Source organism: Selenobaculum gibii, from assembly GCF_030273445.1.
Taxonomy (GTDB): domain Bacteria; phylum Bacillota; class Negativicutes; order ICN-92133; family ICN-92133; genus Selenobaculum; species Selenobaculum gibii.
Genome location: NZ_CP120678.1, coordinates 2,619,634 through 2,634,789 on the forward strand (window position 1 = coordinate 2,619,634; position 15,156 = coordinate 2,634,789).

A 15,156-nucleotide genomic window follows, 5' to 3' on the forward strand; every position below is an offset into this window, starting at 1 on the left:
AATAGTTTAGCCGAATAATCTTGCTGTACTTTTCTCTTTTATCTTGACAAAATCCTGCATAATAAATGAGATAATTATAAAGTAGACTGATTCAGATGGAGTTTTTACTTCATCTGAATCCTAACCGCCCTTATACAGAGGCTAATCTGCTCGCTTGTCCCCCTGTGGAGTTGGAGTCCTAGCACAGATTAGCCTTCGGATAAACTCTTCAAATGTATCTATAAAAACAAAGAGGGTGAGGATGAATAATGAAAGTATCGCTCCTACAAATGCAAATAAAGCTCGGTGATTTCACCTCAAATCAGGCCACTATACATCGCTTAATAGAAAAGAGTATGGAAAATAAGCCTGATATCATCGCATTACCGGAAATGTGGAATGTAGGTTTTTTCCCCCGTCCTTTAAATGAATATGCTGACCCAAACGGAGAGAAATGTCAATCTTTTTTAAGCAATTTAGCCAAACAATATAATGTAAATATCGTCGGTGGATCAATTGCTAGAATTACTGACAAGCAATTGTACAATACGAATTATACCTTTGACCGTTCTGGTAACTTAGTGGCTTCTTATGATAAAATCCATCTTTTTTCTCCCGCAAAGGAAGATAAACTTTTTACCGCTGGAAATAAATACGTTGTCTTTGAACTAGATGGTATAAGATGCGCCGTTATCATTTGTTACGATCTTCGCTTTTGTGAATTAGTCCGCTCACTTACAGTGCAAAATGTAGATTTACTTTTCATTCCCGCAGCTTGGCCTATCGAGCGAAAAATGCATTGGGAAATTTTAAGTCAAGCGCGCGCTATTGAAAATCAATGCTTTGTTGCTGCAATTAACGGCTCAGGAAGATTTCATAAATTTCATCTCTGCGGCAATTCTATGCTCATTAATCCGTGGGGAAAAATCCTTGAAAAAGCAACGGAGGCAGAGTCAATAATTGTCGCCGAGTTAAATTTGCAATTATTACAAGAAATCCGTTCTAGCATTAATGTTTTTCATGACCGTCGTCCTGACCTTTATTTTAAATAAAAATGCATTCCCATATTTTATATAGAAGGTGATTTAAATGATTACAGGCATTAGTCATATTACTTTTATCGTAAAAAATCTCGACCGGACTGCTAATCTTTTTAAAAAAGTTTTTGATGCAAAAGAAATCTATACCAGCGAAGAAAAAAAACATTCGCTATATAAAGAAAAATTTTTTCTTATCGGGAATCAATGGATTGCAATTATGGAAAGTGAGGCGATTGTTCACCGGACCTATCACCATATTGCTTTCAAAATAGAGGAACAAGACATAGATATCTACCTCAAAAAAATTAAAAATCTTAACTTGGAGTTAAAACCGCCTAGACAACGTATTTCAGGCGAAGGATATTCAATTTATTTTTATGATTATGACAATAATCTGTTTGAACTGCATACAGGAACATTGTCCCAAAGGTTAACATCATATGAACAGGCAGATAATGAAGTATAACTTCATTATCTGCCTGTTTACTCTATGTAATAATCCGCCCTAGACTCTCATCTTTCAGTGAGAGCTGAGATCAGGGTAGTCAAAATAACTGCGAATAGTAGTTAGATGGATCTAAAGCTCTGCCTGAAACAAAGCTTACAAGTTCTCCAAAGTTTTGATAAAAATAGGTAACTGCTAAACCGATATAACCGCCACCAATAATACCTACCGCTCTAGGTAATTCTTTTAAAGCAAACATTGTATTACTAAAATAAACAAATTTGCTTTCTTTTATCTTTGACCAATCTGCAGACTTCGTTGGGTATCCCCACTTCCCTTCTTTTGTTATTACTAAATACGCTTTTTTAAGCTTAGCCAACACTTTTCTAATGCGTACAAGATGTGTGCAGACATTCTCAGCAAACGATTCACTGGATTGACTCGTTTGCTTATGATTTAAAAAACCAATGCATGAACAGCAACTGTAAATTCACTCGTCATCTTCTTCAATTATTTCCCATTCTTTTATTTTTCTTGGTATGCATCAGACTCCGTTTCATATTGCCATGTATCGATGCCCCCAAAATCATATACATGCTTATACCCCATAGCAATTAGTTTTTCCGATGCTTCTCGACTACGATTTCCACTACGGCAATAAACTAAAACTGTATCCGATTTTTTTATCCCTTCAATTTCTTTATTTGTAATTGTTTCATTTGAAATAAGGATCGCGCCTGGAATATGCTTTATCTTATATTCTGCAGGGGTCCGCACATCCAAAATTATCACACTTCTATTTTCATCTATGATTTTTTTTGCTTCATCACCTGAAATTCGCACACAAGTCCCTCCCTCTTCATTATTTACGTTATTTTGCGTATTTGCATTAGCACAGCCTGCCAATATAAGCGCTAAGAATACAATCATTGAAATTAATAACAATATTTTATTCATCATCATTCTCCTTTATTTTCATACCGTAATTATATTTATTACAGTATGAAGTATCAAGAAAAAATTTGCTACAAAACCAAATTTTTTGACAGTCTTTTTCTACCTGTAGTATGATGTAATTAGGTAACAAAATTACATAACATCTAGGAGGCAAAAATGGACTTAGTTTATACAGGGAAAACAAAAAACGTTTACAAACTCGAAGATGGTAACTACTTATTAAAATTTAAAGACGACGTAACTGGTACAGATGGTGTATTTGATCCAGGTGCAAATACTGTAGGTTTATCTATCGAAGGCGCTGGTCGTGCAGGTTTAAGTTTAACAAAGTACTTTTTTGAAATTATAAATGCCAAAGGGATTCCAACACATTACCTCTCTGCGGATATTGAAAATGCAACGATGACAGTAAAACCAGCAACCGTCTTTGGTCAAGGATTAGAAGTTATCTGCCGTTATCGCGCAGTCGGTAGTTTTTTACGCCGTTATGGAAAGTACGCTCAAGATGGACAAGAATTAGATGCTTTTGTTGAAGTTACATTAAAAGACGACGATCGCGAAGATCCACCAATTACTAAAGATGCATTAGCTATGCTTAACATCTTAAGCGAATCCGAATATGAAATATTAAAAGATTTAACAAAGAAAATTGGCAATATTGTAAAAGAAACGCTTGCCGAAAAAGGCATCGAACTTTATGATATCAAATTTGAATTCGGGCGTGTTGGCGCAGACAATCATATCGCTTTAATTGATGAAATTTCCGGCGGGAATATGCGTGCATTTAAGAATGGCGAATATATCGAACCATTAGTATTAGAAAAATTAATCTTAGCTTAATATATCCGGCAAAAAAAGAGCTATTCATTGAAAATCACTTTCAATGAATAGCTCTTTTTCCATTTACTTTAACGATCTATTTGGCACATCTCCATAAGGTTCCGCATGAATAGTCACATCACACATCGTACCTAGAGATTGTTTAATTTTATTCTCCAATTGATCACAGATCTCATGTACCTCATGCAAGGGCATCTCGCGGTCAAGCAGAATATGCACATCTAAAATTCTATATGCACCTGACCTACGCGTTCTCAATTGATGAAATCCTCGAATCTCAGGCTGGGCTTGAAAAATATCAGATAATATCCTCTCATCCTCTGACGGCAGGCTCATATCAGTAAGTTCCTTTGCACTTGCAACCGTCATGTCATAACCAGCTTTAAAAATAATCGTTGCCACAATAATTGCGATAACAGGGTCAATCCATAACCAGCCCGTAACTTTTATCGCTACTAATCCAAAAAGAACTCCAATCGAAGTCCAAATATCCGCTTGCAAATGCAATCCATCTGCTTCTAAAGCTTGAGAATGTGTAAGTCTCGCTACATGCATCAATCGTTTAGAAACAAAATAGTTTACAACAATCGAGATTCCCATAATGATAATCCCATATTCGAGATATTCTGGCTCTGTTAAATGTTTCATTTTCTGTGCAGCCTCATAAACAATCCAAATTGCTGCAAAAACAATTAACAGCGCTTCTATTGCACTGGATAAATTTTCATATTTACCATGCCCATATGCATGCTCCTTATCTGGTGGCTCAACCGCCTTTTTGACCGCATAAAATGCTATGATAGCTGCAACTAAATCAATCCCCGAATGTGCTGCTTCTGAGATAAGGCTGACTGCACCAGTATATAAACCTACAATTAATTTCAAAATGACAAGCGTTGTATTTGAAATAATAGACAACCATGCCGTACGTCTTTTCAATGCATTGCTGCTTTCCTCTGTCATCGATAAACTCGCCTCCCAAATCCCTCTTCATGTATATAATGAACCCGTCAACGTAAAAGTGTCAAAACTTCGCTATACCAAAAAACCTGTGGAACTATAAAAGCCCCACAGGTTATTATTCCTGCTGCATAATGCCCAGTATACAATGTATACCTGATTATTTTTATATTAACATATGTATTTCAAATTATCTAGTCTATTAGGCGGAAATCATTCGAAAATTCTAGTTCCTTCTGCTGTAAGTTTCGTAATTTTTTCATCTATACGCTGTAAAAGTCCAAGCATAGATTGAGACAAGGTATCTGCCCGTGCATACAACGATTTCGCCTCATTAAGATTTTTTTCTTTAATTGCATCAATTAGTCGATCACCGAGAGAGTGGAATTGATCGTGTATTTCATCAATCTGCTTCCATTCGTCCGCCAATATTGGGATCTCAATTTCAATCGCATGATAAAAATGCCCAAATGCACATTTATGTGAATCCGTTTGTATTGGTGCCAGTTTCATTTCATCAACCATCGTTTTCACTTTAGCTAACCATCCAATATGTGCTTGCCGCGCTTTTTTAATAACCTCTTGCAATTCTTGATTTGTAATCGCATGACGACCTTCGCGTAATCCTTTAAACAGGTTTTCTGTTATCCCAGATAATTGAGCATCAATCTGTCTAATATTTTCTGCATAATCCGCACTTTCCACTGCATCATTATGGAACAAACGCGTCATTTCGCTAAAGCGTTCCGCATCCACACTTGAAGTTTCCATTGCTTTATTGATTTCGTCTGCTGCTGAGCGTATTCCTTGCATAGATTCATTGACATCCCTTACACTGACGATTACACCATTTAGCATATCAATATTCTCGCCAACAGTTTCTGATACCATATCAATCTTGTCACTCATATGATTTGTTGATTCTAGCGTTCTGTCCATGCTTATTTTACCGGCACGTGCTGCCATATGAATATTTTCCACAAAGCTTCTCATTCCATCCAAATTGTGTTTCGTATCATCAGACAATTTACGAATTTCTTCCGCAACTACAGAGAAACCTTTTCCTTGTTCACCTACACGAGCCGCTTCAATCGCCGCATTCAAAGCCAATAAATTTGTTTGGTTGGCAATCTCCTGGACGCTGTCAACAATCTTACCTACCTCAGCACTCAAATTAACTAACTGCTCAATTTTTTCATTCATCATTCCCGTATCTTTGACTACAGCCTCTTTTAAATCGCCCACTTCCACCAATAAATTTTTACTGTTATTATTCTTATCTGCCAATACTTTGGATCCGTCAGCTACCTTATCTAATGTAGTAGCAGTTGAATCAATGGTTTCATTTACCTGATTCATCGTCGCTGTAGTCTCTTCAACAATTGCAAGATTATTTTCGCTCAGAGAAGCTAGTTCCTCAGCAAACTCCATCAATTGTTTCGACATAAAACTCATTTCCACATCAAAACTGCTTGTCAAGCTTGCAATATTTAGTATTTCCTTTGCCGCATCTGCCATTCTTTTTTCATTGGCTACCAATCGATCAAATTGTGCAATCACCTTATTATGCATTGTATGATTCGTTGTCGGACTTTTGACTGATTCACCTTTAATCGATCGATCAACGTAATCCAAAATACAGCCCATTTCCTGACAAGACGATGTCTGTTGTTTCTTAAAAAACATAAAATCCATCCCTTCTATTAAAAATTAAGCTATCTATTTATATTTAATATCATTTATCCTATTATTTATCTCATTATATATTGATTCATGATAAATATCTATATTTATCAACCATCATTAACAAATATATTTGACAAAATCATATCAGATTTTAATTTTTTCTTCATCAATAAACTGATATAACCGATAGCCACCACTTAAATTATAGACTTCAAAACCGTGTTGCATCAATATCCTCGCTGCAAGATAACCTCGAAGCCCAATTGCACATGCCACATATACCGGCTTTGAACTATCTAATAGGGGCAAGGATTCGCGCAATTCATCGAGCGGAATATTTATAAAACCAGAAATATTCCCATTATTATATTCTTCAATAGTTCGAACATCTAATAAGGTAACATCTTTACGTTTTTGCAAATCCGCAATATCATGCCAATGAAAAATATGCATTTTATCCGTCAAAATATTTTCAATCACAAATCCAGCCACATTTACAGCATCTTTCGCTGAACCAAACGGTGGTGCATAGCATAACTCTAATCTTGTTAAATCATAAGCCGTCATTTGCGCACGAATTGCCGTTGCAAAAATATCACAACGTTTATCTACACCACCATAACCCACAATCTGAACCCCTAAGATTTTCCCCGTACTTTTTTCATAAATAGTCTTAAGCGACATATCCATTGCATTTGGATAATACCTTGCATGATTTTCTGAATGTGTAAATGATTTTTCGTAATTTAGCTGTAATCTTTTGGCTGTTTTTTCATTAATACCTGTAGTTGCAACAGTTAAATCAAAAACTTTTAGAATCGAGGATCCTTGTGTTCCCTGATAAGAACGATCGAATCCACAAATTACATCGGCAACAATCCTCCCCTGTTTATTCGCCGGCCCTGCAAGTGGAACGAATGTTGGCTGTTTTGTAACAAAATCAATAACTTCTATCGCATCTCCAATTGCAAAAATATCAGGAATAGATGTCTGCATTTTTCCATTGACAACAATTGCACCACGCTCATTTAATTCAATCCCTGCTTTTCTCGCAATATCACTCTCAGGTCGAACCCCAATTGCCATAATCACCATATCGGTTTTTATCACACCATTCTTTAAATCAACAACAACATGATTCTCCGCTTCATGAATCGCCTGTAAAGCGTTTCCTAAATAAAGTTTTATTCCCTTACTGCGCAAATGAGCATGAACTTCACACGCCATATCATAATCAAGCGGTGCCAGAACCTGATTTCCCGCTTCAATTAATGCAACTTGGACACCTGCTTTATGAAGGTTTTCAACCATTTCTAGCCCAATAAATCCTCCACCTATCACAACTGCATGCGCTGGTTTTTTTTGCTCAATATACGTTTTCATCTTCAAGGTATCAGGTATATTCCGTAACGTAAAAATCTTTTTTGAATCAAGCCCCGCTATCTTAGGCTTTATCGGTTCTGCTCCCATAGATAAAACCAATTGATCATAACTTTCTTGATAGACTTCATCTGTTTGGAGATTGCGAACAGTAATCATTTTATCTTCTTGATGAATTTCTATTACTTCATGGTAATTTCGAACATCTATATTAAATCTATTTCTAAAGCGCTGTGGCGTTTGCACCAAAAGCGATGACCTGTTTTTTATTTCCCCGCCAATATAATACGGCAGTCCACAATTTGCAAACGAAATATGCTCGCCTCGCTCGAATAAAATAATCTCGGCCTGCTCATTTAAACGACGTAATCGTGCAGCAGTTGAAGCTCCTCCAGCCACCCCACCAATAATCAATACTTTCTGCTTTTTATTCATAATAAGCACTCCCTTTATCACAAAGTTAAGAAGATTTTCTCACTTATCCTTTAAAAATTTATCCCTAAATTACGCTTATTATATATTAAAACACTTTTTTTATCGGTGATAAAGTCACACTTATTAAGTTTATTTTTTACGGCAGCCCTTATTGCAAAAATCTCCTTCACATAATTGATAATCACCGCCTTGAATAATTAGTCGCCTACCATTCACCAATGTATCTGCCAACTTTTTTCTAGCCGCGCTATAAATTCCTTGAATTGTAGTTCTTGCTACATTCATCCTTTGTGCACAATCTTCTTGGCTTAATCCTTCTAAGTCAATGAGACGTACCGCCTCATACTCATCTACGGTCATAACAATATCCATATTCGATGCACTATTTAAAGGTCCAAAACAATCGTTTTGTGGCATCCTACAAACCCGTCTCCATTTACGCGGTCTTGGCATTAAGATTCCCCCTAGTATAATAAAAGTAAAACCAGAGCGTCCTCTGGTTTTATTTTTATTATACTATTTTTCTTGATGATTAGTAGAGATATTAGACATATTTTCTTTCCTACTAAAGCCATGGCAATAGCCTTGTCTAAATTTATCTTTTCCTTGTCCATTGTTCTGCCCTTTTAAACAACAGCCTCTTCCATTTGGACCTGTACCATCTCTTCTTGGCATATCATTCATCTCCTTAAGTTATTGACATATGTCGCTTTCATTTATATAATAACACATTATAGACATATGTCAATAACTACTTAAGGCCTATTTCTTCTCCGTCTGATTTATTATATTTTTTAACACTTCATTTAATCCAGCATTTACAGGGCTATCTTCGGCAAGACTTTGCCCCGAATCACCACTTACAACAACATTGGGGTCAATTGGCAAACTGCCTAAAAATTCTATATCAAAGTCTGCTGCCGTTTTCTTCCCACCTTCCGATTGAAAAATATTATGCAGCGTATGACACGTTGGACAAACAAATCCGCTCATATTTTCTACTAAACCCAAAATAGGTAATTTTACGCGTCTACAAAAGTTAATGGATTTTCTTACATCTGCCAAAGAAATCTCTTGTGGAGTTGTCACGAGCAGTGCCTTACATTCATCCACCGTTTGTGCAACAGTAAGCGGTTCATCCCCTGTTCCTGGTGGCGTATCAATAATTAAGTAATCCAGTTCTCCCCATTCAGTATCCGATAAAAATTGTCTTACTACTCCAATTTTAGCGGGGCCACGCCATATAATTGGATCATCTGGTTGATTTAATAAACATTGCATAGACAATACTTTTAAATTTTCCGAGTAAGGATAAGGCACCATTCTATCTTCATTAAATTCAATTACAGCATCTCTTATCCCTAAAATACCTGCAATACTAGGTCCATGAATATCAACATCAAGCAAGCCAACTTTATAACCCATTTTGCTTAGTCCAATTGCAATATTCGCTGAAACCGTACTTTTCCCGACACCGCCTTTACCACTCATCACAGCAATTTTATGCTTTATATTTTTCATCAAATCTTGAATTTTCTTACTTTGCTCTTCATATTGTTTATTTTGCCCCATTCCACATGCCATAAAATTCATCTCCTAAATATATTCGTTTCTTATTTGCAATTAGCAATAAGAATCACTAGCTCCACTATCGTCATTATGAAAAGAACTGTACTTTCAATGAAGTACGTCCACATTTACATACTGAGTTTTCCATAACCGCTTTTTTCCCTGTTCTATATCGTAGAATAGGCATAGCTTCATGACTTAATGTCGTAACGACAAGCTCCCCACTTTCACCGTACGGCAATGCCATCCCATCTTGATTTATCACCTCAACATAAAAATAATCATCATGAATATGTATCCCCTCTTGATAAACACATTCATTGCCAATAAACAAGCCTAGCTTTTCCGCTACATTATACAAACGATATACAGGGATATTAAACTGCTTTTCTAAATCGCTTTTTTCTTGATCATTACAATGGGAAGCATTGCATAAAATACTCTGCAAAAAACACTTTTGACGATTTTCATTTAAATATGCACCAAATTTTTTACTTCTTTCACTCGATGTGTAAAGCGTTGTGACCCCGAAATCACGCAGCACAGCCATCATATTAACCAAATCTTTATCATGATTTATCAATACTGTAATCCCAATACGTTCAGCTGCCTGATGCATAAGATTCAGTTCATCCAATCCAATGCCGTGAGAATCTATCAAGAGCGTGGAACACATGGTGATATCACAGGCTACTAAGCTGCGACAAATCATTTCAATTCTTCGCATTCTATCATTGAGCGTAAAACCTGCAGCAATTTTTTCTTCTAGCGAATAGTCAAAAAAGGCAACACCGCTCACAGGCATTGTAAGCAGACCAAAAGGATAACAATGCTTGATATCTTCATCTGTCGTAAACGGCATTTTTTCTAAATTGTCAAAAACAGCTTTAGCTTCCACATCGATTTTTAGCTTATCCATTTTTTCACGATAAAACTCACTCTTTTCATACACTCGTTGAAAAAGGGTTCGCAATTTTTCTTCTTGCAAACGTTTTTTCTGTTCTTGATTCATTGCTTCAGTTGCAATATCTAATATCAAATCTATCGCTCCTATTTTATTTATATTATTATGTAAAATTCAGCTATTCGCAAATTACTTCGCCCTCGCAATGTGGACACTTTTTCATGTGCTGGCAAACCTCTTTTTTTATCACTATCTCCCAAGTATATCCACACTTATTACAATATAGTCGCTTTCCCATCTCAGCTATTTGGAAATTCCCGCCCTCAATCCGAATCGCCGCCCCCTGCCATAATGCTAAGGCAATAATCTGGCGTGCTTTATTCAAAATTCTATTAAAGGTAGGTCTTGATACATTCATTTTTTCCGCAGCCGTCGCTTGATCTAGTAATTCTATATCAATCAAGCGAATCGATTCCATTTGCTCAATCGTCAACGACAATTCTTTTATCTCATTTAGCGGAATACCAGCTGGTTTATAGTAGATAACCTTCGGAATCTTTTCTACCATTCGCTCCTTTTGCGGTCTTGCCACATAAGCCCTCCCTTATAGATGTAATATTAGTTATGAAATATATTTCATAACTAATATTACATCTATAAATTATTTTTGGCAAGAAAAATAAAAAGCATGATTGCTTCCCTATATTTATAGAAGCAATCATGCTTAACTCTATCACGATTAAGAAATTTTTGCGAGATGAATAAGCTCATAGCCCTTTTCTGCAAGCTTTGCTTTAATCTCATCTACATTATCAATATCAGCACGTACAACCAATTCAAATTTTCCTTTTTTCCCAGTCTGTGTACTTACTAAACTCGTAATGTTAATCCCCATATTGGCAAATACCGCTGAAACGTTTTGTACAACACCAACTTTATCATCACCTTGAATCGTTAGTCTTGTGTTTGCCTTTGTAAGCCCCATAATATCAACAACTGCTTTGAATACATCGGTTTCTGTAATAATGCCAACAATAGCACCCGTACTGCTAATTACCGGCATTCCACCAATTTTATTATTACACATCATAAGAGCTGCTTCTTCAATTGGCGCATTTGCTTGAATCGTATATACCTTTTTACTCATGATTTCTTTCACTTTAATCTTCGCCAACAACGAGTTTACCTCATATTTTGACAAAGTAGTCGCTGGGGATGGTGCGACCTGCATAATATCGCGATCACTAATAAAACCAACAACATTGCCGTCTTTGACCACAGGCAAGCGGCGAAAACGATTCTTATTCATAATCAATGCAGCTTCATCCACCATAAGATCAGGAGAAACCGTAACAGGGTTTTTTGTCATAATATCGCTTACAAACACAATAAAACACTCCTCTCACTCGCACATTCTTATACTTTAATTATATACCTGAAACCTTTTTTTGCCTAATAAATTTTAGTAAAAATAAGCTTTGATTCCATTAACCCCCAAGGTATGCTTTGCGTACGTCTTCACTTGCCGCCAATTCTTTTGCATCACCAGATAACGTAATTCTGCCCGTTTCTAAAACATAAGCTTTATTGGCGATAGAAAGTGCCATATTTGCATTCTGCTCAACGAGAAGTACTGTCGTTCCTGTACGGTTAATTTCTTGTACGATTGTAAAAATTTCTTTTACGAGTAAAGGTGCAAGCCCCATAGATGGCTCATCTAAAAGGAGCAAACGAGGGCGGCTCATTAACGCTCTACCCATAGCAAGCATTTGTTGTTCACCGCCACTCAATGTACCAGCCAATTGTGATTTACGTTCTAAAAGACGTGGAAAACGTTCAAATACAGAATTCATATCTTCTGCAATACCTGACTTATCACTTCTGATATATGCACCTAATTCTAGGTTCTCCATTACTGTCATGTTCGCAAATACACGACGACCTTCTGGAACTTGAGATATCCCCGTTTTTACGATAGCTTGCGCTGGTATCCCTGCAATATCTTTACCTTCAAAAGTAATCTTGCCTGTTTTCGGTTTTAATAATCCTGAAATCGTACGAAGTGTTGTACTCTTTCCTGCACCATTCGCCCCGATTAAAGTGACAATCTCACCTTCATTTACTTCAATGCTGATATCTTTAATCGCATGAATCGCGCCATAAAATACATTAATATTTTCTATCTTTAGCATTAGGACACAACCTCCTCACCAAGGTAAGCCTCAATAACCTTAGGGTTATTTTTAATTTCGTCAGGAGTGCCATGTGCGATAATGCTACCATATTCAAGCACATAAATACGTTCACATACACCCATAACAAGACTCATATCATGTTCAATCAATAAAATAGTTAAACCAAATTCATCTCGAATCCAATGAATCATTTCCATTAATTGCTGTGTTTCCTGTGGGTTCATCCCAGCGGCAGGCTCGTCTAAAAGTAACAATTTAGGTTTAGCTGCAAGAGCTCTAGCAATTTCTAAACGGCGTTGTTCACCATATGGCAAGTTTTTTGCAATTTCATCCTTTTTATGTTCCAATTTAAAGATTTTTAAAAATTCAATTGCTTTTTCTTCAATTTCTTGTTCTTCTTTAAAGTATCTACCTACGCGAAATACAGCTTCCGCCACCGAATATTTTACATGAGAATGATAAGCAATTTTTACATTATCAAGTACGCTTAATTCCGAGAACAAGCGAATATTCTGAAAGGTACGAGCTATCCCTTTTTGCGTGATTTGGAATGGTTTAAGACCAATAACACTCTCGCCATCAAATTCAATTACACCTGTCGTCGGTTGATATACACCAGTCAAAAGGTTAAATGCCGTCGTTTTACCCGCGCCATTTGGGCCAATTAGACCTATCAATTCACCTTTTTCAATATGCATTTCAAAGTTAGATACAGCTTTTAGACCGCCAAATACTTTAGACAGTTTTTCTGCTTTTAATAAGTTCATTACTTATTTCCTCCTTTGAAACGTTTAAATATTCCTATGTTTGTTAATTCTACATTGCCGAATAATCCTTGAGGACGATAAATCATTAAGAGAATTAACACTAATGAATACACAATCATACGCCATTCTGGCCAACTTGCAAGTGCCGCAGAAACGAAAGTTAAAATAACCGCACCAGCAACAGAACCTGTAATAGAACCAAGCCCCCCCATAACTACCATTGTTAAATAGTTAAAGGACATCATGAATGTAAATGATGCAGGATGGGCAATATAAAAGTAATGCGCAAATAATGCTCCAGCAACTCCCGCAAAAGCAGCGCCAATCGTAAATGCCAATACTTTATACTTCGTCGTATCAATTCCCATAGCTTCCGCTGCTATTTCATTTTCACGAATAGAAATACATGCTCTACCATGTGAGGAATTGACTAAATTCTTAATAAAAAACAACGTAAATAAACAAACGAAGAACGCCCAAGCGAAGTTGGTATAGCGTGGGATTCCCATGAATCCAGATGCACCGCCAACATAAGGAATGTTTAGAATCGTAATACGGATAATTTCACCTAATCCAAGCGTAGCAATCGCTAAGTAGTCACCATTTAAGCGAAGCGTTGGCAACCCGATGAGTAAACCAAGTAATCCCGATGCCAGTGCACCAACAACAATTGCTAAAAGAAATGGCAATTGAAATTTCACCGTAATAATCGCACTTACATAAGCACCAACTGCCATAAAACCCGCATGTCCAAGTGAAAACTGCCCTGTATATCCATTAATAAGATTAAGGCTAGCCGCCATAATAATATTAATTGCAATTAATATTAAGTTAAGCTCCCAAAACGAACCAATAAAATTTGCTTGAAGTAAACCTTCGACAATCGCGTAAACAAGTACGCAAAGACCAATAATTTTCAAATCTTTCTTTGTTACTGCCTTCATCTGTGCCACCTACACTTTCTCACGCGTGTTTTTGCCAAATAATCCTGAAGGCTTAAATAACAGGATAATAATTAAGATGGCAAACGCCGCTGCATCACGAAATGTGGAAGAAATAAACCCACTTACTAAGGCTTCAATAACACCAAGTATTACACCGCCTGCCATAGCTCCTGGTATAATTCCGATACCGCCAAGAACTGCCGCAACAAAGGCTTTAAGACCAGGCATGATGCCCATTAATGGATCGATAGAGTTATAATATACGCCTACTAAAACACCAGCGGCAGCAGCTAACGCTGAGCCAATACCAAATGTAGCAGAAATAATTCTGTCAACATCGATACCCATTAAACGAGCCGCATCAGTATCAAACGATACTGCACGCATAGCTTTACCAATTTTCGTTTTTTGAACTACATAAGTCAATACAACCATTAAAATAACAGAAACAAGCATGATCACTAATTGCTGGCTGTTGATAACGAACGGGCCAAAGTGATATGTAACTGCCTCAAATACTGCTGGGAAAGTACGTGGCTGTGGGGTAAATAATAACATACTACCATATTCTAATAGTAGTGATACACCAATGGCAGTAATTAAAACTGCAATTTTTGGCGCATGACGAAGTGGACGATACGCCAATCTTTCAATAATCATACCAATAATGCCCGAGACGACCATTGCAACTAAAAGCGCTGGGATGAATGGCAGCTTAAACATTGCCGTAGCAAAAAAACCTGCATATGCACCGATCATATAAATATCACCATGGGCAAAGTTAATTAATTTGATAATTCCATAAACCATCGTATAGCCAAGCGCAATTAAAGCATAAATACTCCCTAGGGAAATACCATTAATTAACTGTTGAATCAATTGTTCCATAAAGGATGACATTTCCATACAATTTCCTCCATTTTAAAAATCCTCACGCGAAAAACTGTGATTTAGACTTAATGAAAACACCATAAAATCAAGAAAAGACCTTTAGCCACCGACATATCGGCTAAAAGGTCTCTAGATACCTTTTTCTACTGCTTTCATCTAGGTAA

General features: G+C 36.7%; 18 protein-coding genes. 3 read left to right on the forward strand and 15 right to left on the reverse strand.

Annotated features, from left to right (window positions below; genetic code table 11):
- The first annotated feature begins 248 nt into the window (after positions 1 to 248).
- Both P3F81_RS12585 and fosX read left to right on the forward strand, forming a co-directional pair.
- On the forward strand, positions 249 to 1,031 hold the full coding sequence (locus tag P3F81_RS12585) for a carbon-nitrogen family hydrolase (RefSeq protein ID WP_147669479.1): 783 nt from the start codon (positions 249 to 251) through the stop codon (positions 1,029 to 1,031).
- A 37-nt stretch (positions 1,032 to 1,068) separates the two neighbouring features.
- Positions 1,069 to 1,485 (forward strand): FosX/FosE/FosI family fosfomycin resistance hydrolase, encoded by a 417-nt coding sequence (gene fosX / locus P3F81_RS12590; RefSeq protein WP_147669478.1) that lies wholly within the window; start codon positions 1,069 to 1,071, stop codon positions 1,483 to 1,485.
- Between the two features lie 79 nt (positions 1,486 to 1,564).
- Here the strand turns inward: fosX and P3F81_RS12595 are convergent, their stop codons facing one another.
- A complete protein-coding gene (locus P3F81_RS12595) occupies positions 1,565 to 1,843 on the reverse strand; it encodes a hypothetical protein (protein ID WP_309320487.1) in 279 nt (92 codons plus the stop codon).
- A gap of 146 nt (positions 1,844 to 1,989) precedes the next feature.
- Complete coding sequence (locus P3F81_RS12600) at positions 1,990 to 2,421, reverse strand: rhodanese-like domain-containing protein (protein ID WP_147669477.1); 432 nt, start codon at positions 2,419 to 2,421, stop codon at positions 1,990 to 1,992.
- Positions 2,422 to 2,577: 156 nt separating this feature from the next.
- On the opposite strand from P3F81_RS12600, the gene P3F81_RS12605 reads away from it, so the two are divergent.
- Positions 2,578 to 3,261 (forward strand): phosphoribosylaminoimidazolesuccinocarboxamide synthase, encoded by a 684-nt coding sequence (locus tag P3F81_RS12605; protein WP_147669476.1) that lies wholly within the window; start codon positions 2,578 to 2,580, stop codon positions 3,259 to 3,261.
- Positions 3,262 to 3,324: 63 nt separating this feature from the next.
- On the opposite strand, the gene P3F81_RS12610 is transcribed toward P3F81_RS12605, so the two are convergent.
- The 13 genes from P3F81_RS12610 to P3F81_RS12670 form a co-directional block, all read right to left on the reverse strand.
- A complete protein-coding gene (locus P3F81_RS12610; protein WP_147669474.1) occupies positions 3,325 to 4,224 on the reverse strand; it encodes a cation diffusion facilitator family transporter in 900 nt (299 codons plus the stop codon).
- A gap of 210 nt (positions 4,225 to 4,434) precedes the next feature.
- Positions 4,435 to 5,907 carry a methyl-accepting chemotaxis protein gene (locus tag P3F81_RS12615; protein ID WP_309320488.1) on the reverse strand — a complete coding sequence of 491 codons (1,473 nt, stop codon included), beginning with the start codon at positions 5,905 to 5,907 and terminating at the stop codon, positions 4,435 to 4,437.
- 144 nt (positions 5,908 to 6,051) lie between these two features.
- Positions 6,052 to 7,722 carry an FAD-dependent oxidoreductase gene (locus tag P3F81_RS12620; protein WP_147669470.1) on the reverse strand — a complete coding sequence of 557 codons (1,671 nt, stop codon included), beginning with the start codon at positions 7,720 to 7,722 and terminating at the stop codon, positions 6,052 to 6,054.
- Positions 7,723 to 7,851: 129 nt separating this feature from the next.
- Positions 7,852 to 8,175 (reverse strand): DUF134 domain-containing protein, encoded by a 324-nt coding sequence (locus tag P3F81_RS12625; RefSeq protein WP_147669468.1) that lies wholly within the window; start codon positions 8,173 to 8,175, stop codon positions 7,852 to 7,854.
- Positions 8,176 to 8,238: 63 nt separating this feature from the next.
- A complete protein-coding gene (locus tag P3F81_RS12630) occupies positions 8,239 to 8,397 on the reverse strand; it encodes a hypothetical protein (protein WP_309320489.1) in 159 nt (52 codons plus the stop codon).
- An 87-nt stretch (positions 8,398 to 8,484) separates the two neighbouring features.
- Positions 8,485 to 9,306, reverse strand: a complete 822-nt coding sequence (locus P3F81_RS12635) for an Mrp/NBP35 family ATP-binding protein (RefSeq protein ID WP_147669466.1) — start codon at positions 9,304 to 9,306, stop codon at positions 8,485 to 8,487.
- A 73-nt stretch (positions 9,307 to 9,379) separates the two neighbouring features.
- Positions 9,380 to 10,330, reverse strand: a complete 951-nt coding sequence (locus P3F81_RS12640; RefSeq protein WP_147669464.1) for a phenylacetate--CoA ligase family protein — start codon at positions 10,328 to 10,330, stop codon at positions 9,380 to 9,382.
- Between the two features lie 43 nt (positions 10,331 to 10,373).
- On the reverse strand, positions 10,374 to 10,787 hold the full coding sequence (locus P3F81_RS12645) for a DUF134 domain-containing protein (RefSeq protein WP_147669462.1): 414 nt from the start codon (positions 10,785 to 10,787) through the stop codon (positions 10,374 to 10,376).
- 147 nt (positions 10,788 to 10,934) lie between these two features.
- A complete protein-coding gene (locus tag P3F81_RS12650) occupies positions 10,935 to 11,582 on the reverse strand; it encodes a CBS domain-containing protein (protein WP_147669460.1) in 648 nt (215 codons plus the stop codon).
- Positions 11,583 to 11,682: 100 nt separating this feature from the next.
- Entirely contained in the window at positions 11,683 to 12,387 is a 705-nt protein-coding gene (locus tag P3F81_RS12655; RefSeq protein WP_147669458.1) for an ABC transporter ATP-binding protein, read from the reverse strand.
- On the reverse strand, positions 12,387 to 13,157 hold the full coding sequence (locus tag P3F81_RS12660) for an ABC transporter ATP-binding protein (protein ID WP_147669456.1): 771 nt from the start codon (positions 13,155 to 13,157) through the stop codon (positions 12,387 to 12,389). The genes P3F81_RS12655 and P3F81_RS12660 overlap by 1 nt, the downstream gene beginning before the upstream one ends.
- Positions 13,157 to 14,101: a branched-chain amino acid ABC transporter permease gene (locus P3F81_RS12665; protein WP_147669454.1), complete on the reverse strand. Its 945-nt coding sequence runs from the start codon at positions 14,099 to 14,101 to the stop codon at positions 13,157 to 13,159. The genes P3F81_RS12660 and P3F81_RS12665 overlap by 1 nt, the downstream gene beginning before the upstream one ends.
- Positions 14,102 to 14,110: 9 nt before the next feature.
- The gene (locus P3F81_RS12670) at positions 14,111 to 15,007 is read right to left on the reverse strand and encodes a branched-chain amino acid ABC transporter permease (RefSeq protein ID WP_147669452.1); all 897 of its coding nucleotides are present in this window, start codon (positions 15,005 to 15,007) and stop codon (positions 14,111 to 14,113) included.
- Positions 15,008 to 15,156: the final 149 nt, after the last annotated feature.